At 70.6% G+C, this 18,849-nt stretch carries 18 protein-coding genes; 12 read left to right on the forward strand and 6 right to left on the reverse strand.

What is annotated here, in order from left to right:
• Positions 1 to 35 precede the first annotated feature (35 nt).
• Positions 36 to 752 (forward strand): phosphatase PAP2 family protein, encoded by a 717-nt coding sequence (locus ACWDR3_RS25120; protein WP_450354795.1) that lies wholly within the window; start codon positions 36 to 38, stop codon positions 750 to 752.
• Between the two features lie 9 nt (positions 753 to 761).
• Positions 762 to 1,451, forward strand: coding sequence for an HAD family hydrolase (locus ACWDR3_RS25125; RefSeq protein WP_450354796.1), 690 nt, complete (start codon positions 762 to 764; stop codon positions 1,449 to 1,451).
• Positions 1,452 to 1,481: 30 nt separating this feature from the next.
• Here ACWDR3_RS25125 and ACWDR3_RS25130 read toward each other — a convergent pair whose 3' ends face one another.
• On the reverse strand, positions 1,482 to 1,730 hold the full coding sequence (locus ACWDR3_RS25130; RefSeq protein WP_124000994.1) for a DUF2630 family protein: 249 nt from the start codon (positions 1,728 to 1,730) through the stop codon (positions 1,482 to 1,484).
• A gap of 255 nt (positions 1,731 to 1,985) precedes the next feature.
• On the opposite strand from ACWDR3_RS25130, the gene ACWDR3_RS25135 reads away from it, so the two are divergent.
• Positions 1,986 to 2,690, forward strand: coding sequence for a TetR/AcrR family transcriptional regulator (locus ACWDR3_RS25135; RefSeq protein WP_450354797.1), 705 nt, complete (start codon positions 1,986 to 1,988; stop codon positions 2,688 to 2,690).
• Here ACWDR3_RS25135 and ACWDR3_RS25140 read toward each other — a convergent pair.
• A complete protein-coding gene (locus tag ACWDR3_RS25140) occupies positions 2,678 to 4,180 on the reverse strand; it encodes an LVIVD repeat-containing protein (RefSeq protein ID WP_450354799.1) in 1,503 nt (500 codons plus the stop codon). The genes ACWDR3_RS25135 and ACWDR3_RS25140 overlap by 13 nt on opposite strands.
• Before the next feature lie 228 nt (positions 4,181 to 4,408).
• On the opposite strand from ACWDR3_RS25140, the gene ACWDR3_RS25145 reads away from it, so the two are divergent.
• On the forward strand, positions 4,409 to 5,023 hold the full coding sequence (locus ACWDR3_RS25145; protein ID WP_450354831.1) for a DUF305 domain-containing protein: 615 nt from the start codon (positions 4,409 to 4,411) through the stop codon (positions 5,021 to 5,023).
• A gap of 14 nt (positions 5,024 to 5,037) precedes the next feature.
• Here ACWDR3_RS25145 and ACWDR3_RS25150 read toward each other — a convergent pair whose 3' ends face one another.
• The gene (locus tag ACWDR3_RS25150) at positions 5,038 to 5,505 is read right to left on the reverse strand and encodes a DUF6214 family protein (protein ID WP_450354800.1); all 468 of its coding nucleotides are present in this window, start codon (positions 5,503 to 5,505) and stop codon (positions 5,038 to 5,040) included.
• A gap of 197 nt (positions 5,506 to 5,702) precedes the next feature.
• Here ACWDR3_RS25150 and ACWDR3_RS25155 point away from each other — a divergent pair, with 197 nt between their 5' ends.
• Together ACWDR3_RS25155 and ACWDR3_RS25160 are read left to right on the forward strand one after the other, a co-directional pair.
• Positions 5,703 to 7,046, forward strand: a complete 1,344-nt coding sequence (locus tag ACWDR3_RS25155; protein ID WP_450354801.1) for an FAD-dependent oxidoreductase — start codon at positions 5,703 to 5,705, stop codon at positions 7,044 to 7,046.
• Positions 7,047 to 7,172: 126 nt separating this feature from the next.
• A complete protein-coding gene (locus ACWDR3_RS25160; protein ID WP_450354802.1) occupies positions 7,173 to 8,561 on the forward strand; it encodes a nucleobase:cation symporter-2 family protein in 1,389 nt (462 codons plus the stop codon).
• On the opposite strand, the gene ACWDR3_RS25165 is transcribed toward ACWDR3_RS25160, so the two are convergent.
• On the reverse strand, positions 8,481 to 8,840 hold the full coding sequence (locus tag ACWDR3_RS25165) for an ArsR/SmtB family transcription factor (RefSeq protein ID WP_450354803.1): 360 nt from the start codon (positions 8,838 to 8,840) through the stop codon (positions 8,481 to 8,483). The two genes, ACWDR3_RS25160 and ACWDR3_RS25165, sit on opposite strands and share 81 nt — an antisense overlap.
• 101 nt (positions 8,841 to 8,941) lie before the next feature.
• Between ACWDR3_RS25165 and ACWDR3_RS25170 the strand changes: the two genes are divergently transcribed.
• The 3 genes from ACWDR3_RS25170 (at position 8,942) to ACWDR3_RS25180 (ending at position 12,191) form a co-directional block, all read left to right on the forward strand.
• Positions 8,942 to 10,021: an NADH:flavin oxidoreductase/NADH oxidase gene (locus tag ACWDR3_RS25170; protein WP_450354804.1), complete on the forward strand. Its 1,080-nt coding sequence runs from the start codon at positions 8,942 to 8,944 to the stop codon at positions 10,019 to 10,021.
• A 362-nt stretch (positions 10,022 to 10,383) separates the two neighbouring features.
• Positions 10,384 to 11,364, forward strand: coding sequence for a pectate lyase family protein (locus ACWDR3_RS25175; RefSeq protein ID WP_450354805.1), 981 nt, complete (start codon positions 10,384 to 10,386; stop codon positions 11,362 to 11,364).
• Positions 11,365 to 11,396: 32 nt separating this feature from the next.
• Positions 11,397 to 12,191: a pectate lyase gene (locus tag ACWDR3_RS25180; RefSeq protein WP_450354806.1), complete on the forward strand. Its 795-nt coding sequence runs from the start codon at positions 11,397 to 11,399 to the stop codon at positions 12,189 to 12,191.
• A 9-nt stretch (positions 12,192 to 12,200) separates the two neighbouring features.
• On the opposite strand, the gene ACWDR3_RS25185 is transcribed toward ACWDR3_RS25180, so the two are convergent.
• Positions 12,201 to 12,977 (reverse strand): PaaX family transcriptional regulator C-terminal domain-containing protein, encoded by a 777-nt coding sequence (locus tag ACWDR3_RS25185; RefSeq protein ID WP_450354807.1) that lies wholly within the window; start codon positions 12,975 to 12,977, stop codon positions 12,201 to 12,203.
• A gap of 71 nt (positions 12,978 to 13,048) precedes the next feature.
• Here ACWDR3_RS25185 and ACWDR3_RS25190 point away from each other — a divergent pair, with 71 nt between their 5' ends.
• Both ACWDR3_RS25190 and ACWDR3_RS25195 read left to right on the forward strand, forming a co-directional pair.
• Positions 13,049 to 14,710 carry an acyl-CoA dehydrogenase family protein gene (locus tag ACWDR3_RS25190; RefSeq protein ID WP_450354808.1) on the forward strand — a complete coding sequence of 554 codons (1,662 nt, stop codon included), beginning with the start codon at positions 13,049 to 13,051 and terminating at the stop codon, positions 14,708 to 14,710.
• Positions 14,711 to 14,825: 115 nt separating this feature from the next.
• Positions 14,826 to 16,838, forward strand: coding sequence for a HEAT repeat domain-containing protein (locus tag ACWDR3_RS25195; RefSeq protein WP_450354809.1), 2,013 nt, complete (start codon positions 14,826 to 14,828; stop codon positions 16,836 to 16,838).
• A gap of 3 nt (positions 16,839 to 16,841) precedes the next feature.
• On the opposite strand, the gene ACWDR3_RS25200 is transcribed toward ACWDR3_RS25195, so the two are convergent.
• The gene (locus ACWDR3_RS25200; RefSeq protein ID WP_450354810.1) at positions 16,842 to 17,441 is read right to left on the reverse strand and encodes an Rv1733c family protein; all 600 of its coding nucleotides are present in this window, start codon (positions 17,439 to 17,441) and stop codon (positions 16,842 to 16,844) included.
• A gap of 292 nt (positions 17,442 to 17,733) precedes the next feature.
• Here ACWDR3_RS25200 and ACWDR3_RS25205 point away from each other — a divergent pair, with 292 nt between their 5' ends.
• The gene (locus ACWDR3_RS25205; RefSeq protein ID WP_450354812.1) at positions 17,734 to 18,819 is read left to right on the forward strand and encodes a WD40/YVTN/BNR-like repeat-containing protein; all 1,086 of its coding nucleotides are present in this window, start codon (positions 17,734 to 17,736) and stop codon (positions 18,817 to 18,819) included.
• The last annotated feature ends 30 nt before the right edge of the window (positions 18,820 to 18,849 follow it).

The following is an 18,849-nucleotide window of genomic DNA, read 5'->3' on the forward strand; positions in this document are numbered from 1 at the left end:
GGCATCTCGCCCCACCCGTCGGCGAGGATCGCAGTATGCACACCCTGCCCGTCGACTCCCCGCCCCGGCACGGCACCGCCGTCCGCAGCGCCACCGCCCTGGCCCTGTGCTCCGCGCTGCTGCTGGTCCTGGTCGCGGTCGAGTGGCATCCACTGACCGGCCTCGACGACGACATCGCCCGCACCACCCACGACTGGGCGGTCGACGAACGAGGCCTGACCCACGCCTTCCGCATCCTCACGGACTGGGTCTGGGACCCCTGGACGATGCGCGTCGCGTCCGCGGTGGTCGTGGTGTGGCTGATCAGACGCTCGGCCTGGTGGACGGCTCTCTGGCTGACGGCCACCTGCGCACTGGGGACCCTGCTGCAACAGTCCCTCAAGGCCGCCCTGGACCGCCCGCGCCCAGTCTGGCCCGACCCCGTCGACTCGGCCCACTACGCGGCCTACCCCTCCGGCCACGCCATGACCGCCGCGATCTCCTGCGGCCTCCTCCTGTGGCTCCTGCACCGCCACGACCCCGGCCGCGCCCTGTGGCGTACGACCCTGGCGGCGGCCGTGCTCTCCGTCCTCGGCGTCGGCCTGACCCGGATCTGGCTCGGCGTGCACTGGCCGTCGGACGTGCTGGGCGGGTGGCTCCTGGGAGCGCTGGTGGTGGCGGTCGCGGTGGGGGTGCATGAGCGCTGGGGGCCGTCACGTCCCGGCCGGCGCTACGACGGTGATCTCGCCGCGCGCCGGAATCCCGCCCCGTAAGATCCACTCATGACCGCAGTCCTCTTCGACTTCTCCGGCACCCTCTTCCGTATCGAGCCCACCGAATCCTGGCTGCGTGCCGCGCTGGACGAGGCCGGGATCCCGCTCCCGGAAGGGGAGTTGGCGCAGGCCGCCAAGGCACTGGAGGTGGCGGGGGCACAGCCCGGTGGGGCGCAGCCGGAGCGACTGCCCGCGGAACTGGGTGAGTTGTGGCGGGTCCGGGACGAGAGCGCGGATCTGCACCGCGCCGCGTACACCGCCGCCGCCCGCCAAGTACCGCTCCCCGAGCCAGGGTTGTACGACGCGCTCTACGAGCGGCACATGACGCCGGGTGCCTGGTCGCCGTATCCCGATGCCGTCGAAGTGCTGCGTGCACTGCGGGAGCGCGACATCGCCGTCGGTGTGATCAGCAACATCGGGTGGGACCTGCGTCCGATCTTCCGGGCGCACGGCCTCGACGCGTACGTGGGCGCGTACGTCCTGTCGTACGAGCACGGCATCCAGAAGCCGGACGCCCGGCTGTTCGCGCTTGCCTGTGCCGAACTCGGGGTGGCCCCCGAGGACACGCTCATGGTCGGCGACAGCCGGGAAGCGGACGGCGGCGCGGCGGCACTGGGCTGCCGGGTGCACCTCGTGGACCATCTGCCGGTGCAGCAGCGGCCGGAAGGGCTGCGTCCGGTGCTGGGGCTGGTGGGCTGAGCCCGGCCGACGCCACGGACACCCCCGAGGTCAGCCCTGGTAGCCCTCCACCTGCGAGGCCGGGCGCGCGCTCGCCTCGTCCGGGTTCTCGCCGTACTCCGTCTTCGCGCGCCGCTGCCGCAGCAGGTCCCAGCAGCGGTCGAGCTCGCGCTCCAGCTCGCCGAGCCGCTGGTGTTCCGTCGTGTCGTCGATCTCGCCGGACGCCAGGGCGGCGCGGAGCTTGTGCTCGTCCTCGACCATCGCCGTGATCCTGGCCAGGATCTGCTGGTCCTGTTCCATCTCCCGCACACTCCTCAACTCGGCACTCGTGCCCACTCTAGGGACGGTTCGGAAGCCGTGCGACAGAAGTTCCGCAGGTCGCCGCGGGTCCCGGAAGTCGCCTCAGGACACCATCGGAGCGAAGAGGCCGCCCGCCTGAGACGATCCCCCGCGTCGCCCCAGACGGACGGCTGCCCTGACCAGGCCCTATGGGGGCGCCGGACGGGACGTGCTGAGTATAGTTGGCTGGCAGCCAGTCAACACAGGAGTTACAGCATGTCCCCGCGCAGCGCCTCGGTCAATGAAGAGTTGCGGAGACGTTCCCGGGAGCGGCTCCTGCAAGCCGCTCTTGAGGTGGTGGGCGAGCGCGGGTACGAGGCGACGACGCTCGCCGACATCGCGGACCGGGCCGGCTCGGCGCGCGGACTGGTGTCGTACTACTTCCCGGGCAAGCGTCAGCTCGTCCAGTCCGCCGTGCACCGGGTGATGCACCGCACGGTGCAGGAGGGGCTGGAGCGGGAGCCGCGCACCGAGGACGGGCGGGAGCGGATGGCGCGGGCCATCGACGCCGTGCTGGGGCTGGCCCAGGACCGGCCGGTGCTGATGCGCCAGCACATGGCGGGGCTGCTGCAGTCGGAGGGTTTCGTGCAGTGCCCGGAGCAGAAGCGGCTCGCCGAGCTGCTGCGGGACACCGTCGTCCGGCACGGTTCGCAGAACGTCGACGGGGACTATCCCATGCTGCGGTCCCTGCTCATGGGGTCCGTCTACGCGATGGTGCTGCCGAACGTGCCGATGCAACTCACCACCCTGCGGGCCGAGTTGTTCAAGCGCTATCGGCTGGAGTGGGAGATGGGGTTCCCGCCGGACGCCCGGGAGGCGTCCGGCGAGACGTGCGAGACCGATCTTTCACGCTTCTTCGCTACCGGCGACGGGCCGGCCGAGCGGGCCGACCCGTCGGGACAGTCCGGTCAGTCGAAATAGTCGGGCTGCGACTGGACGTTCAGCTCGCCGAGCCTGACCCGGCTCGCCTGGTCCGTGCGCCGGTCGCTGAGCTTGAGGACGTCGAAGCCCTTGGCGATGTCGTTGGAGTAGATGTAGCCGTTGTAGTAGTACGCCGACCACGAGCCGCCGACCTGGAGCGTGTCCGTGCTCAGCGGGCCGCGCTCGAAGTAGGCGATCTCCTTCGGGTTGGCCGAGTCGGTGAAGTCCCAGACGGAGACACCGCCCTGGTACCAGGCCTGGACCATGAGGTCCTTGCCCTTGACCGGGATCAGCGAGCCGTTGTGGGCCACGCAGTTCTCGGTGTCGGCCTGGGCGCGCGGGATCTTGTAGTAGCTGCGGAAGACCAGCTTGCGCTTGTCGCCCTTGCCGACGATGTCGTAGATGCCGTCGGCGCCGCGGTTCGGGCCGATGGCCGCGTTGCAGGTGGCCGCTCCGCCGCCGCCCAACTCGTCGGTGAAGACGACCTTGTTGGCCTTCTGGTTGAAGGTGGCCGAGTGCCAGAAGGCGAAGTTGACGTTGTCCTGGACCCGGTCGATCACCTTCGGGTTCTCGGGATCCTTGATCGAGAAGAGGATGCCGTCACCCATGCAGGCGCCCGCGGCCAGGTCCTTGGACGGCAGGACCGTGATGTCATGGCAGCCGGTGGTCTTGGAGACGCCCGGGTTGGTGGGCCCGCCCGGGTTGCCGCCACCGTCGGGTCCCTCACCGGGGAAGAGCACCGGGAAGCCGACGACCGCCGCCCGCTCGGGGTGGCTGCGCGACACCTTGATGACCGAGATGCCGTCGTGCGGCGGCTGGCAGTCGGGGTAGGTGGCGCTCGGCGAGTACGAGGAGACGTACACGTAGACGTTCTTGCGCTCGGGCACCAGCGTGTGGGTGTGCGAGCCGCAGGCGGTCTCGACGGCGGCGACGTACCGCGGGTTGCGCTTGTCGCTGATGTCGAAGACCTTCATGCCCTCCCAGGAGGACTTCTCGGTCGCGGGCTGCGTGGTGCTGTTGCAACTGCTGTCGCTGCGCGAGGAGTCGGTGGAGAGGAAGAGCAGGTCGCCGGAGACCGAGATGTCGTTCTGCGAGCCCGGGCAGAGCACCTGGGAGACGGTCTTCGGGGCCTTCGGGTTGCTGATGTCGAAGATGCGGAAGCCGTCGTAGTTGCCGGCGAAGGCGTACTTGCCCTGGAAGGCGAGGTCCGAATTGAGGCCGGTGAAGGCCTCCTTGGGGATGTTCGCCAGGGGCTTGATGTTGTCCGAGTGGACGATCTCGTCCTGGCCGGGTATCTCACCGCTCGCGATGGCGGCTCGCGCCTCGGCCTGCGCGCTGCGGGACACCTCCTTCCCGGATGCCGTGCCGTCCCCGGGGTCGGGGGTCGCGGCGGCCGGGACCGCGGTCAGCAGCGCCGCGAGCAGTCCGGCGGCGGCCGTGGCAACTCCCACGCGTCTGAGCCGCGTTCGGGAATCGTTGAACAGGATCACTGTTTCCTCCCTGGTTCCGTTCGTGTCGGAACGGTTCACGCACCCCCGAAGTATCGTCTTCACCATGCACATATCAACAGAGGGCAACGTACTCGTAATGAAGGTTTTTGATCATCCGACTGCGGAAGCGTGCTAGGACGTTCATCAACACTCACGAGGTGTCCCCCAACACACGTGCCACAGGAGGTCGTTGTGCCCATCCGCCGAGAGTCCCTCGTCACGGCCGCGATGGCCGCCCTGGCCCTGCTCGCGGTCGCCGGCTGCGACTCGGGTTCCGGCTCGGACGCCAAGTCACCCGCGGCGAGCGGCCCTTCGGTGATCGCGCCGGGCAAACCGGGCGAGGAGAACCAGACCCTGTCCGCCGCGGACGCCGCCGAGCAGCGCGCCGAGGACGACTCGCCCAACTCCGCCGACGTCGACTACGCGCGGATGATGATCCAGCACCACTCCCAGGCCCTGGACATGACCGAACTCGTCGCCGACCGGGCCGAGTCGACGCAGGTCGAGAAGCTGGCCGCGCGGATCGCCGCGTCCCAGGGCCCGGAGATCTCCACCATGCGGGCCTGGCTCAAGACGCACGGCAAGAGCGAGACGGGCGGCGCGCACGATCACGCCTCGATGCCCGGCATGGCGACCGAGGCCCAGTTGAAGAATCTGCGCGCGGCCCGCGGGAAGGCGTTCGACCAGCTCTTCCTCACCTTGATGATCACCCATCACCAGGGGGCGATCACGATGGCCACCGACGTGAAGGCGCAGGGCAACAACATCCAGATCGAGGAGATGGCCGACGACGTGATCGCCCAGCAGACGAGCGAGATCTCGCGCATGCGGGACATGAGCTGACCGAACAGGCGGCTTCAGCGCCTGACATGACGGGGTGTCAGGAACCCCGCGTCCCGCGCCTGCGAGATCAGCCGCAGGGACTTGCGGCGGCTGTGCCCGGTCGCGGACATCACCGCGAGGACCGGGTCGACGCCCTCGCCCTGGGCCGCGCGGTACTCCTCCGCGATGAGCCAGCGGCCCTCGATACCGCGGGGCCAGGGCGGGCGCGCGCGTCGAGAGGCGGTCCCGTCCGCTGATCCGTCGGCCGCCCCGACCGGCAGGCCGCAGGCCTCGAAGAGCGGGTCCTCGATCCAGTCGGCGAGGACCGCCAGGTCGTCCAGGGACAGCGCCGGCTGAGCCCGGACGTCTTCCACGGAGACGCCCGCCTCGCCGACCACGGCGAGCGCGTCGACCCGGGCGCCGTCGGCGAACTCCAGCCGGACGGTGAACCACGAGGTGCTGCCCTCGTCCTCCCGCACTTCCCACGCGGGCCACACGGACACCGCGCCATCCGTCGGACAACGATCAGAAAGATTAAAAAAGGATGCTTCTAGCACATACGCAACGTAACCGCATGATCACATTCCATACGAACGGACACGCACGCCCGTCCCGTGCCTGCACCCTGTCAGCCGAGCACCGCCGGTGCGATCCTGGAGACGTCAGCGAACTCCCGTCGTAAGACGTAAGGAGTACCGCCGTGCTGCGTGTCGCCGTCGTCGGCTCCGGGCCGAGCGGGGTCTACACCGCCCAGAGTCTCGTCCAGCAGGACTCCGCGGTGCTCGTCGACGTCCTGGACCGACTCCCCTGCCCGTACGGCCTCGTGCGCTACGGGGTCGCGCCGGACCACGAGAAGATCAAGTCCCTGCAGAACAACCTGCGTACGGTCCTGGAGCACGAGCGGGTGCGGTTCCTCGGCGGCATCCAGGTCGGCCCCGGCGGACTGCCGGTCGCTCGCCTTCGGACGCTGTACCACGCGGTGGTGTACTGCGTCGGCGCCGCCACCGACCGGCACCTCGGGATCCCCGGCGAGGACCTGCCGGGCAGCTGGTCGGCGACGGAGTTCGTGTCCTGGTACAGCGCCCATCCCGACGCGGCGGACGACGGATTCGTACGGGACGCCCGCTCGGCTGTGGTCATCGGTATGGGCAACGTTGCCGTGGATGTGGCGCGGATGCTGGCGCGGGCGACGGCGGAACTGAGCCCCACCGACATACCGCAGGCGGCGCTCACCGCGCTCGCCGCGAGTCGAGTCACCGACGTCCAGATGGTGGGCCGGCGCGGTCCTTCCCAGGGCCGCTTCACGACCAAGGAGCTGCGCGAGTTGGGCGGGCTGCCCGACACCCATGTCACCGTGGATCCAGGCGAGTTGGCCCTGGACCCGGCCTACATCGACCCATCCGCGCTGCCTCCGGCACAGCGCCGCAATATCGAGGTGCTGCGCGGCTGGGCGGCACGGCCGGACGAAGGAGCCGCCCGCCGGATCCAACTGCGTTTCTATCTCCGTCCGGTCGAACTCCTCGCCGAGGGTGGGCGCGTGGGTGCGGTGCGCTTCGAGCGGACGGAGCCGGACGGACACGGCGGCGTGACGGGCACCGGTGAACTCGTGGACATCGAGGCCCAGTTGGTGCTGCGGTCGGTCGGCTATCGCGGAGTCCCCCTGGAGGGACTGCCGTTCGACCCGGGCAGCGCCACGGTCCCGAACAGCGCGGGCCGCGTCCTGCGCGACGGCTCCCCCTCCCCCGGCGAGTACGTGGCCGGCTGGATCAAACGCGGCCCGACGGGCGTCATCGGCACCAACCGGCCGTGCGCGAAGGAGACCGTGACCTCACTGCTCGCGGACGCCGTCACGCTCGTACCGAACGGCCTGTCGGTGGATCCGGTCGCCGTGCTCCGGGCCGAGGGGGTCGAACCGGTTCCGTGGCCGGGGTGGCTGGCCATCGAGCGGGCCGAGGCCGCGCTCGGGGCGTCACTGGGGCGGAGTGTGGTCAAGCTGGCCGACTGGGAATCACTGCTGGCGGCGGCGCGTACGACAGCCTCCTAGCGGAGTGAAACAGCACGTGGTGGGCAGACACACACCGGCAACGAACCGGACATCAACAAACTGTTCAAAGGCCATACGGTCTCGTCCTGTCCGGATGCCATCCCCCGCCGCCGCTCTGGAGTACCCATGACGACGACCACCCCCGTCCATCCCGTCGACGAGGTCCCACCCGTACGGCAACTCGCCGCGTTCGCTCTGCAGCACGTGCTCGCGATGTACGCGGGCGCGGTGGCCGTGCCGCTGATCGTGGGCGGTGCGATGAAGCTGTCGCCCGCGGATCTGGCGTATCTGATCACCGCGGATCTGCTGGTGTGCGGCATCGCGACGCTCATCCAGTGCGTGGGGTTCTGGCGGTTCGGTGTACGGCTGCCGATCATGCAGGGCTGCACGTTCGCGGCCGTGTCGCCGATGGTGCTGATCGGTACGACGGGTGGCGGGCTGCCCGCGATCTACGGTTCGGTGATCGTGGCGGGGCTCGCGATCGTGCTGCTGGCACCGGTCTTCGGCAGGCTGCTGCGCTTCTTCCCGCCGCTGGTCACGGGCACGGTGATCCTGATCATCGGGGTCTCGCTGCTGCCGGTCGCGGGCAACTGGGCGGCGGGCGGGGCCGGTTCGGCGGACTTCGGGGAGCCGAAGAACCTCGCCCTTGCCGGGTTCGTGCTGGCGGTGGTGCTCGGTGTGCAGCGGTTCGCGCCGGCCTTCCTGAGCCGGATCGCGGTGCTGATCGGTATCGCGGTGGGTCTCGCGGTGGCGGTCCCCTTCGACTTCACGGACTTCGGCGGGGTCGGCGACGCGGACTGGCTCGGCATCAGCACGCCGTTCCACTTCGGGGCGCCCACGTTCGAGGCGTCGGCGATCATCTCCATGCTGGTGGTGGCGCTGGTGACGATGACCGAGACGACCGGCGACCTGATCGCGGTCGGCGAGATGACCGGACGCAAGGTCGAGCCGCGCTCACTGTCGGACGGCCTGCGGGCCGACGGCCTGTCGACCGTCCTCGGCGGGATCTTCAACACCTTCCCGTACACGGCGTACGCGCAGAACGTCGGGCTCGTCGGGATGACCCGGGTGCGCAGCCGCTGGGTGGTGGCCGCCGCCGGCGGCATCCTGGTCGTGCTCGGTCTGCTGCCCAAGCTGGGCGCGGTGGTCGCGGCCATACCGGCGCCGGTGCTGGGCGGCGCGGGTCTGGTGATGTTCGGGACGGTCGCCGCGAGTGGCGTACGGACCCTGGCGCAGGCCGACTTCAAGGACAACCACAACCTCACGGTGGTCGCGGTCTCGGTGGCCGTGGGCGTGCTGCCGGTCGGGGTGCCGACGGTCTACGAGAAGTTCCCCGACTGGTTCCAGACGGTGATGAACAGCGGCATCAGCGCGGGCTGCCTGACGGCGATCGTGCTGAACCTCCTCTTCAACCACCTTCCCTCGAAGGGGAGTTCAGTCGCCCCCGAGCCGGAGGGACTGGCGGGCGGCGGCCGCGAGGAGGGCGTCGAGAAGTCCCGGGAAGAGGTCGTCTAGGTCGTCCCGGCGCAGGCCGTTCATCTTGGCCGTGCCCCGGTAGACCTGGCGGATCACCCCGGCCTCGCGCAGCACCCGGAAGTGGTGCGTGGTCGTGGACTTGGTGACGGGCAGGTCGAAGTGCGAACAGGAGAGCTCGTCGCCGTCGGCGGCGAGCTCTCGCACGATGCTCAGCCGCATCGGGTCGGCGAACGCGTGCAGCACGCCTTCGAGCCGGATGTCGTCGCGCACGGGGTGCGGCAGATCCCGACTGCTGGCGGCGGGGGTAGCGGTACTCACGAGAGCCATTGTACGAGAGGCATCGTAGTTTGACACTTCCCGTACTACGATGCCTATCGTACGAACCGTCCCTCGGTCCCGCGAGAACGGAGCAGCTCACCATGAGCTCCCTCTTCCAGCCCTTCACCCTGCGCGATGTCACCATCCCCAACCGGGTCTGGATGCCCCCGATGTGCCAGTACTCGGCGGCGCCGGAGGGCCCGGAGGCGGGCGCTCCCACCGACTGGCACTTCGCGCACTACGCCGCCCGCGCGACCGGCGGCACGGGCCTGATCATCGTCGAGGCCACCGCGGTGTCGCCCGAGGGCCGGATCTCGCCGTACGACCTGGGCATCTGGAACGACACCCAGGTCGAGGCGTTCCGCCGGATCACCCGCTTCCTCGTCTCCCAGGGCACGGTCCCCGGGATCCAGATCGCTCACAGCGGCCGCAAGGCGTCGACCGAGCGCCCCTGGAAGGGCGGCGCACCGGTCGGACCGGAGGCGCACGGCTGGCAACCGCTGGGCCCGAGCGCGCTCCCGTTCGCCGACGGGCACCCGGTACCGACGGAACTGACGGTCAATCAAATCCACGACATCGTCGGCCAGTTCGCGGACGCGGCCCGCCGAGCCCTCGCCGCCGGCTTCGAGGTCGCCGAGATCCACGGCGCCCACGGATACCTGATCAACTCCTTCCTCTCCCCGCACTCCAACCACCGCACGGACGCCTACGGCGGCTCGTACGAGAACCGCATCCGCTTCGCCCTCGAAGTGGTCGACGCCGTACGGGAGGTCTGGCCGGACGACAAGCCGCTGTTCTTCCGCGTCTCGGCGACCGACTGGCTGGAGTCCGACGGCTGGACACCCGACGACACCGTCCGCCTCGCCACCGACCTGCACACCCACGGCGTCGACCTCCTCGACGTCTCGACCGGCGGCAACGCGTCCGGCGCCCGCATCCCGACCGCTCCCGGCTACCAGGTCCCCTTCGCGGCCCGCGTCCGCTCCGAGACCCCGATGCCGGTCGCGGCGGTCGGCCTCATCACGGAGCCCGAGCAGGCCGAGAAGATCCTGGCGAACGGCGAGGCCGACGCGGTGCTCCTCGGCCGCGAGTTGCTGCGATCGCCGTCTTGGGCTCGGGACGCGGCAAGGGAGTTGGGCGGCGAGGTGCACGTGCCGGACCAGTACCACCGGTCCGTCTGAGTGATCGCACGGCGGGTCAACCCGCCGTGCAGGCCGTCCCGTTGAGGACGAAGGCGCCCGGCGGGGTTGGTGCCGCCGGGCGGTGGGGTAACGGCACGCGTGCGGCGAAACATCATGGAAGCGCTCCCACACTAGCGCTCAGGGTCGTTTCAGACAGCCCTTGCCACTCACCTGCACAGACGGAACAACCACTGCGCAAAGCGTTGACTAGAAAGCGCTTGCCGTCTACGTTCCGTTCAGCAGTGTGACCGACCGAGGCCTGGCCACCCCCAATCGGTCGCGATGCCGGCGCACGGCGTTCACGTGTATGCACATCATTCACGTACACGACCTCCCTGCATCTTCCGAAGGGACGCACCCGCATGCGTACTCACCCCTTACGTGCACATCCGCAAAGAACCGCGCTGGCGACGGCGGCCGTGGCCGCCCTCGCCGTGACCGCCGCCCTCGGCGTCCCCCAGCCGGCCGCCGCTGCCGAGTCCTCGCCGGTCGGGTTCGGTGCCGGGACGACCGGTGGTGGCAGTGCCACGGCGGTCACCGTGTCGACGCTGGACGCCTTCAAGTCGGCCGTCACCGGCAGCACTTCGAAGGTGGTCAAGGTGAACGGCCTGATCTCGCTGAGCGGTCAGGTCGACATCGGGTCCAACACCACGGTGCTGGGCGTCGGTTCGGCGTCCGGGTTCACAGGCGGTGGGCTGCGGCTGAAGAAGGTGACGAACGTCGTCGTCCGCAACCTGAACATCAGCAAGCCGGTCGCGCCCGCCGACGGCATCACCGTGCAGGCCTCGACGAAGGTGTGGCTCGACCACAACGCCTTCTCGTCCGACCTCGACCACGGGAAGGACTACTACGACGGCCTGCTCGACATCAATCACGGCTCCGACTACGTCACCGTCTCCTGGAACACCTTCAAGAACCACTACAAGGGCTCGCTCGTCGGCCACAGCGACAACAACGCGAGCGAGGACACCGGGCATCTGCGGGTGACGTACCACCACAACTGGTTCGACCAGGTCAACTCCCGTATCCCCAGCCTGCGTTTCGGCACCGGGCACTTCTACGACAACTACGTCGTCGGCGCCGAGACCGCCGTGCACTCGCGCATGGGCGCCCAGATGCTCGTCCAGAACAACGTGTTCCGGGACACCGAAGTCGCCGTCACCACCAACCGGGACAGCGACGTCGACGGCTACGCCAACCTCACCGGGAACGACCTCGGCGGAGCCGCGACCGAGGTCTCGCAGGTCGGCACATTCACCAGTCCGCCGTACAGCTACAGCGCCGAGCCCGCCTCGACCGTCGTCGCCTCGGTGACGTCCGGCGCGGGCACCGGAAAGCTCTGACCACTCCCCCACCTCGGAGAAGGAATCGGGACATGACTTCTTCCATACGGCCACGCGCGCTCACCGGCGCCGTGGCGACCTTCGGACTCACAGTTGGCATGCTCATGGCATCCAGCGCACTCTCGCCCGCCAATGCCGTCACCTGGCCCACCGCCAGCGGCAGTCAGGCGGTGACCAAGACCATCTCCGTGTCCGGCACCAAGGACTACGGGATGCTGCGCCTGTACGGCAGCGGTGACCTCGGCAGCGGCAGCCAGGACGAGGACCAGGGGCCGATCCTGGAGCTCGCGGCCGGCACCACGCTCAAGAACGTCATCATCGGCGCCCCGGCCGCCGACGGCATTCACTGCCTGGGCAGTTGCACGCTGCAGAACGTGTGGTGGGAGGACGTCGGCGAGGACGCGGCGACCTTCCTGGGCTCCTCGTCGTCCAACGTCTACACCGTCTCCGGCGGTGGGGCGAAGGAGGCCAGCGACAAGGTGTTCCAGTTCAACGGCGCGGGCACCCTGAACGTCTCCAACTTCGCGGCGCAGACCTTCGGTACGTTCGTCCGCTCCTGCGGCAACTGCAAGACGCAGTACAAGCGCACGATCAACCTCAACACCATCGAGGCGACCTACAAGGGCAGTCGACTCGTCGGCATCAACACCAACTACGGCGACAGCGCGACCCTGAAGAAGATCACCATCGTCGGGGACTCCAGCAAGAAGATCATCCCCTGCCAGAAGTACATCGGGAACAACACCGGCGCCGAGCCGACCACGAACGGCACCGGTCCCGACTCGACGTACTGCAAGTACGCGACCAGCGACATCACTTACAAGTAGGCCGCGGGGTCAAGCACCGGGTCCATCGGCTCCGTCCGACCCGACCGAGCCGATGGACCCGGTGATCTCGCGCTGGTACTCCGCGTAGGCGGCCCGCAGGGGCGTGCCCGGCCAGTCGGCGGGGAGGAGTTCGGGGGGCAGGACCGGGTCGGCGAGCAGGTGGCGTACGACCGCGGCGAAGGTCGTGAAGCGGTCGGCCGGGCGGTCGGCCTCGGCGAGGTGGGCGAGCAGGGAGCGGGCGGTGGCGGACCAGGTGTCCAAGGGCCAGAGGGACGCGGCCAGTTCGGGTGCCGCGCGGTCGGGGCGGGCCGTGTAGGACTGGGCCACGGACTCCAGGTCGGCCGGCAGGGTGCGGTTCAGGTTGGCGGGGCGCAGCCAGACTCCCTCGCGCAGTTCCGCGAGGCGTAGGGCGGTCAACCGGGCGCGCAGTTCCGCGCGTTCGGCGGGCTCGCGACCCGTCGCGGTGATCACCAGCATCTCCCAGTCGCCGTCCCACGCGCGCGTGCGGGGGTGTACGGCCTCGTCCTGGCGGCGCTGGCGGGCGAGCAGTCGGTCGCTGAGCCGGTAGACGGCGTCGGTGCGCCACAGGTCTCCGGCGGCCACCATGCGGCTGAGCGCGGCCCTCAGCGTGGAGCCGACGACGCCGAACGGCTCCACCGCGCGGACCAGGTCCTTCACCGCGAGCTGCGGCGGATGCGTGCCCAGCAGCAGGCTCAGCACGACCGACCGCGCGGACAGGGGCCGCAGGCCGGCCTCGCCGGACCGCTCGGAGACGTTCATGCGCATGGTCACGTACCTTACGTGCGCCTTCTTGTTGCATCATTGCTACGACCGCAGGAAAGGTGCAACATGGCCGTATGGTCTCGACACCCGCACCCACACGCCAGCCGCTGAACGCCACGCACGACGTCACCAACCAACCTCCTTTGCTGGCGCCCTACGACGCCTCCGATGACACCGCCCTGCTGGAAGGGCTGCGCCGGGAGGGCGCCGGTTGGGCCGAGGAGGGCATCCGGCGGCTCGGTCTGCGGGCCGGCAGTGCCGAGGCGCAGGAGTGGGCCGAGCAGGCCAACACGCACGAGCCGGTGCTGCGTACGCACGACCGGTACGGCAACCGGATCGACGAGGTCGACTTCCACCCGAGCTGGCACCACCTGATGCGGGCCTCGGTCGCCGAGGGCCTGGCCGGCGCGCCCTGGGCGGACGCACGGCCCGGGGCCCATGTGGCGCGCAGTGCGGGCGGGTTGGTGTGGGGGCACACCGACGCCGGACACGGCTGCCCCACGTCGATGACGTACGCGGCCGTCCCGGCCCTGCGCGCGCAGCCGGACCTCGCCAAGGTCTACGAACCGCTGCTGACCGGCCGTGAGTACGAGCCCGAACTGCGGGTGCCGACACAGAAGGCGGGGCTGCTGGCCGGCATGGGGATGACGGAGAAGCAGGGCGGCTCCGACGTCCGTACGAACACGACCGCGGCGACGCCGACGGCCGAACCCGGCGTGTACACACTGCGCGGGCACAAGTGGTTCACGTCGGCACCGATGTGCGACGTCTTCCTGGTGCTGGCGCAGGCGCCGGAAGGCCTTTCGTGCTTCCTGGTGCCGCGGATCCTGCCCGACGGCAGCCGCAACACCTTCCGCATCCAGCGCCTCAAGGACAAGCTGGGCAACCGGTCCAACGCCTCCTCCGAGCCGGAGTTCGACGGGACCGTCGCCTGGCTGGTCGGACCCGAGGGGCGCGGGGTCAAGACGATCATCGAGATGGTCAACTGCACCCGTCTCGACTGCGTGATGATGTCGGCGACCCTGATGCGCAAGACGCTGGTGGAGGCGGGGCACCACGCGCGCCACCGCAGCGCGTTCGGGGCGCGGCTGATCGACCAGCCGCTGATGCGCAATGTGCTGGCCGATCTCGCGCTGGAGTCCGAGGCTGCCACGACGCTCACCCTGCGTCTCGCGGGGGCCGCCGACCGGGCGGTGCGCGGGGACGCGGGCGAGGCGGCCTTCCGCCGGATCGCGACCGCCGTCGGCAAGTACTGGGTCACCAAGCGCGGTCCGGCCTTCACCGCGGAGGCCCTGGAGTGCCTCGGTGGCAACGGCTACGTGGAGGAGTCGGGCATGCCCCGCCACTACCGCGAGGCTCCGCTGCTGTCGATCTGGGAGGGCTCGGGCAACGTCAACGCGCTGGACGTGCTGCGGGCGCTGCGGCGCGAACCCGGCACCGCCCAGGCGTTCTTCGACGAACTCGCCCTGGCCCAGGGCGCGGACGCCCGGCTGGACGCCGCCGTGACGCGCCTGGAGAACCTGCTGGTGAACGGTTCCGAGACCGGCGCGCGCCGGCTGGTGGAGCACATGGCCCTGACCCTGCAGGCCTCCCTGCTGGTCCGGCACGCCCCGCCCGCGGTCGCCGACGCCTTCTGCGCGACCCGGCTGGGCGGCGACTGGGGGCACGCCTTCGGCACCCTGCCCGACACCGCCGATCTGGGCGCGATCCTGGACCGCGCACTGCCCGCCGACTGAGCATCTCCCCGCTGTCGGCGCACAGTTGGCGCAGAGTCATCTCCCGATTCCGCTTCGTTGTCAGTGCGGTGGTGCAGACTCACGAACAGGAGGCACTTCGCCGGGGGAGGACTACGTGTTCAGCGGGATCGACGAGGTCGACTGGGCCTCGATGCGGCATGCGTACGGCAGCGCCGAGGACGTGCCCGGACTGCTGAGGGCTCTGGCCTCGACGGACCCCGCCGAGCGGGAGATCGCGCTCGACGCGATGTACGGCGGGGTGCACCACCAGGGTGACGTGTACGACTCGACGCTGGCCTGCATTCCGTTTCTCTTCGAACTCGCGGAGAGCGAGGCCGTGCGGGAGCGGTGCGGGATCGTGGAGTTGCTCGTCAGCATCGGGCAGGAGGGCGAGCCCCCGGAGGGGATCGCGGACGACGCCTACGCGATGGCGTGCACGGCGGTCCGCGCGGGCGCCGAGGTCTTCGCCCGGCTGACGGCGGACCGGGACTCCGGAGTGCGGCGGACGGCGGCGGTCGCGGTCGCGCGGTTCCACGACGAACCGGCGCGCGTGCTGGGCCTGTTGCGCGAGCGGATCACCGTGGAGCGCGACGACCGGGTGCTGCTCGCCCTCGCCGAGGGCCTGGGCGTCCTCGCCCGACGGCACCCCGGGCACGCGGCCGGCGCGGTGGACCTCCTGGCCGCCCAGAGCGCGCCGCCGTTCGGCCCGGGTCTGCGGCTGGCCGCGCTGGGACAGCTCGCGGGCTGCGCGCCCGACCGGCTCCCGGCCGACCTGGTGCCCACCGTCGTAGGACTGCTGCGGGACCGGTCCGAGCGGCCGCGATGTCGGTCGGAGGAGCCCGACCGGCCCGACACCGACACCCTCATCGGAAAACTGCGGAAGCTGCGGCCCTCGGACGAGGAGGGGGCGCAGCTGCTGCGCACCCTGCACACCGCGCTGGACGGGCGGGTGGCCGACCGGATCGCCCTGCTGGCGGGCCAGTTGAGCAGTCCGTCCGCGACGGACCGGTGCAACGCGGTGTGGATGTCGTCGGGGCTGCTGCGTGGCTGGCGTGCCGACTACCGGGAGCTCGTGATGCTCATCGGTGCCCAACTGGACACTCCGGACGACCGGTTGCGGGAGGCCGCGGAGTCCGTCCTCGGCGATCTCTTCGCGCTGGCCGCACCGGCCGCCGACCACCTCCTCGCGCTGGTGACCTCCCGTCCCGAGCTGCGGGTACGGCAATGGCAGCACGGGACGCCGAGCGTGGGCGAGGCGGTCAAGTCCCTCGCCAGGACCGGGGATCCGCGAGCCGTGCCCGTCCTGGCGGAGATGCTGGCCGCGCCCGTCGTGCCGGACGAGTTGGGGAACCTGATCGTCCATGTGGGCCCGGCCGCCGCTCCCCTCGCCCCCGAACTGCGGCGCAGGCTCGGCACCGTGCCGCTCGACTCACGCCGGACCTACGACCTGGCGGCACCGCTGCTGCACGCGCTCGCGGCGCTGCGCGACACGCGGTGCGTGCCCGAGGTGCTGCGCCTGCTGCTGGGCATGCCCGACGAACTCCCGGTCCGGGACGTGGTGGTGAGGACCGCGGTGGAGACGCTCGGAGCGTTCGGGCCGGACGCGCACGAGGCGATACCCACGCTGCGCGAACTGTTGGACACGGAGTCCGCGATCGCCGCGGCGGAGGCGTTGTGGCTGGTGGAGGGTGACGCGTCCGTCGTACTGCCCGTGCTGATGCGGGAGTTGACGGACGGTCGCGGGTTCCGGCCGCGGACGGCGGCCAAGACGCTGGGTCTGCTGGGCCCGGCGGCTAGCGCGGCGCTGCCCGAGCTGTCCGGCATGGCCGGGTCCGACGACTTCTGGGAGCGGCTGGACGGCGCGTGCGCCCTGTGGCGGATCGGCGGGGACCCGGACGTGGCCGTCCCGCCGCTCCGGGCCGCCTGGGCCAGGAACCCCGACACGCGCCGCACGATCGCCGCGTGCGTCGCCGACCTGGGCCCGGCGGGCGCGCCCCTCCACGACCTGCTGCGCACGGAGCTGGCGCGGACGCGTCGCCATCAGGACCCGACCGCCAGGTACGGCAGCGAGGTCCTTCAGGACGAGCAGTTGCTGCGGATCTGCCGGGGAGCGGTGCAGGACGCGTAGGGGTCAGGTGTCCCCGTCGGCCCAGGTCTTGCGTCCCCACAGCGGGTCGAAGCCGGCCCACTCGGCGTCCCACTGGGCCATGCGGCGGCGCTCCAGGCGGCCACAGACCATGCGGCCGCCGACGAACGGGACCAGGGCGGCCCCCGCTCCTACCAGGACGCCGATGAGCGCGGCCCGCGTCCGGGCCTCGGCGGCGGTGGCGGGCTTGGTGACCAGGTTGCCCTGCGGATCCGTCCACACGGTGACCTCGGTGCCGGTGGCGCTGCCCGGGCGGACCCGGACCTGGCCGTTGTGACGGGAGCCGTCAGGGGCGGGCCAGCTCACCTTGCCCCACACCCGGTCGCCGCTGGACGCCCCGGAGCCCGCGGCGGCCGTACCGGGCGCCTTCTCGGTGAGGTGTCCCTGGACGGCACGCCACTCGACGCGTTCGCGCGCGAGCCCCTGCTCGACGGAGTGGGTTGCCGCGAGGCCGGCCAGCACCCCGGCGAGAACGGTGAACAGCCAGGTGCCGAGGATCACCCACGACTCCACCGCGTCGGCAGGGCGCTTGAGCGGATTGCGCCGCCAGCGCCAGAGCCACACCTTCGGACCACGGAACGCCATCGAAGGCATCCTCCTCATGAGCGCACGACCATCCAGACCGTCCTCCCATACGCGCGAAGGCCGCTGGATGCTCAGGTCGAGTCCCCCACGCGACGGTCGCACGAGAGGTCCCGCTCGCGCAGGCGTCTGCGCGAAATCGCCCCGCCGGCTGGCCGAAAAGGATCGGCGCGGTGTCGCGTCGGACCGGTGTCACCGCTCTGACCTGTGGTGATGAAACGTCCGGGGGTGACTGTCAGTGGCGGGGTGCAGACTGGCAGATGTCTGGGACAAAGACGTCGCGGAGGTGATCGGCATGACCGACGTACTACTCGCCGTGGGCACGCGCAAAGGCCTGTTCATCGGGCGGCGGCGCGGTGGCTCATGGGAGTTCGACGAGAGCCCGTACTTCAACGCGCAGGCCGTGTACTCGGTCGCCGTGGACACGCGCGGCGACCGGCCGCGTCTGCTGGCCGGCGGGGACAGCTCGCACTGGGGCCCGTCGGTGTTCCACTCCGACGACCTGGGCCGCACGTGGACCGAACCGGCGCAGCCCGCCGTGAAGTTCCCCAAGGACACGGGCGCTTCGCTGGAGCGGGTGTGGCAGTTGCACCCGGCGGCCGCCGAGGCGGACGTGGTGTACGCGGGTACGGAACCGGCCGCGCTGTACCGCTCGGAGGACCGCGGGGAGACCTTCGAGTTGGTCCGGCCGCTGTGGGAGCACCCCACCCGCTCGAAGTGGGTGCCCGGCGGTGGCGGCGAGGGACTGCACACCGTGCTCACCGACGAGCGCGATCCGCAGGCGGTGACGGTCGCCGTCTCGACGGCCGGAGTGTTCCGCACCGGCGACGGCGGCGCGAGCTGGGCGCCGTCCAACTCCGGTGTCGCGGCGGTGTTCCTGCCCGATCCGAACCCGGAGTTCGGACAGTGCGTGCACAAGATCGCCCAGGACGCGGCCGACCCGGACCGGCTGTATCTGCAGAACCACTGGGGTGTCTACCGCAGCGACGACGCGGGCGCGCAGTGGAAGGACATCGGTGAGGGCCTGCCCTCCACGTTCGGCTTCGCGGCGGCCGCCCACCCGCACCGCGGCGACACGGCGTATGTGTTCCCGATCAACGCCGACGCGGACCGGGTGCCCGCCGACCGCCGGTGCCGCGTCTTCCGCACAGCCGACGCGGGCAAGAGCTGGGAGCCCCTGACGGCGGGGCTGCCTCAGGAGGACCACTACGGCACGGTGCTGCGCGACGCGCTGTGCACCGACGACGCCGACCCGGCGGGCGTGTACTTCGGCAACCGCAACGGCGAGGTGTTCGCCTCGGCCGACGACGGCGACAGCTGGCGGCAGTTGGCCTCCCATCTGCCGGACGTGCTGTGCGTGCGGGCCGCGGTGGTCGGATGAACCAGGCGGGGGTGAACCAAGCGGAGGTGA

Source organism: Streptomyces sp. NPDC001002 (assembly GCF_053599215.1).

Bases quoted from the DNA above. Each gene is read 5' to 3' on its own strand.
- ACWDR3_RS25120 (WP_450354795.1), top strand. From the start codon at position 36: ATGCACACCCTGCCCGTCGACTCCCCGCCCCGGCACGGCACCGCCGTC.
- ACWDR3_RS25125 (WP_450354796.1), top strand. From the start codon at position 762: ATGACCGCAGTCCTCTTCGACTTCTCCGGCACCCTCTTCCGTATCGAG.
- ACWDR3_RS25130 (WP_124000994.1), bottom strand. From the start codon at position 1,730: ATGGAACAGGACCAGCAGATCCTGGCCAGGATCACGGCGATGGTCGAG.
- ACWDR3_RS25135 (WP_450354797.1), top strand. From the start codon at position 1,986: ATGTCCCCGCGCAGCGCCTCGGTCAATGAAGAGTTGCGGAGACGTTCC.
- ACWDR3_RS25145 (WP_450354831.1), top strand. From the start codon at position 4,409: ATGGCCGCCCTGGCCCTGCTCGCGGTCGCCGGCTGCGACTCGGGTTCC.
- ACWDR3_RS25160 (WP_450354802.1), top strand. From the start codon at position 7,173: ATGACGACGACCACCCCCGTCCATCCCGTCGACGAGGTCCCACCCGTA.
- ACWDR3_RS25170 (WP_450354804.1), top strand. From the start codon at position 8,942: ATGAGCTCCCTCTTCCAGCCCTTCACCCTGCGCGATGTCACCATCCCC.
- ACWDR3_RS25175 (WP_450354805.1), top strand. From the start codon at position 10,384: ATGCGTACTCACCCCTTACGTGCACATCCGCAAAGAACCGCGCTGGCG.
- ACWDR3_RS25180 (WP_450354806.1), top strand. From the start codon at position 11,397: ATGACTTCTTCCATACGGCCACGCGCGCTCACCGGCGCCGTGGCGACC.
- ACWDR3_RS25185 (WP_450354807.1), bottom strand. From the start codon at position 12,977: ATGCGCATGAACGTCTCCGAGCGGTCCGGCGAGGCCGGCCTGCGGCCC.
- ACWDR3_RS25190 (WP_450354808.1), top strand. From the start codon at position 13,049: ATGGTCTCGACACCCGCACCCACACGCCAGCCGCTGAACGCCACGCAC.
- ACWDR3_RS25200 (WP_450354810.1), bottom strand. From the start codon at position 17,441: ATGGCGTTCCGTGGTCCGAAGGTGTGGCTCTGGCGCTGGCGGCGCAAT.
- ACWDR3_RS25205 (WP_450354812.1), top strand. From the start codon at position 17,734: ATGACCGACGTACTACTCGCCGTGGGCACGCGCAAAGGCCTGTTCATC.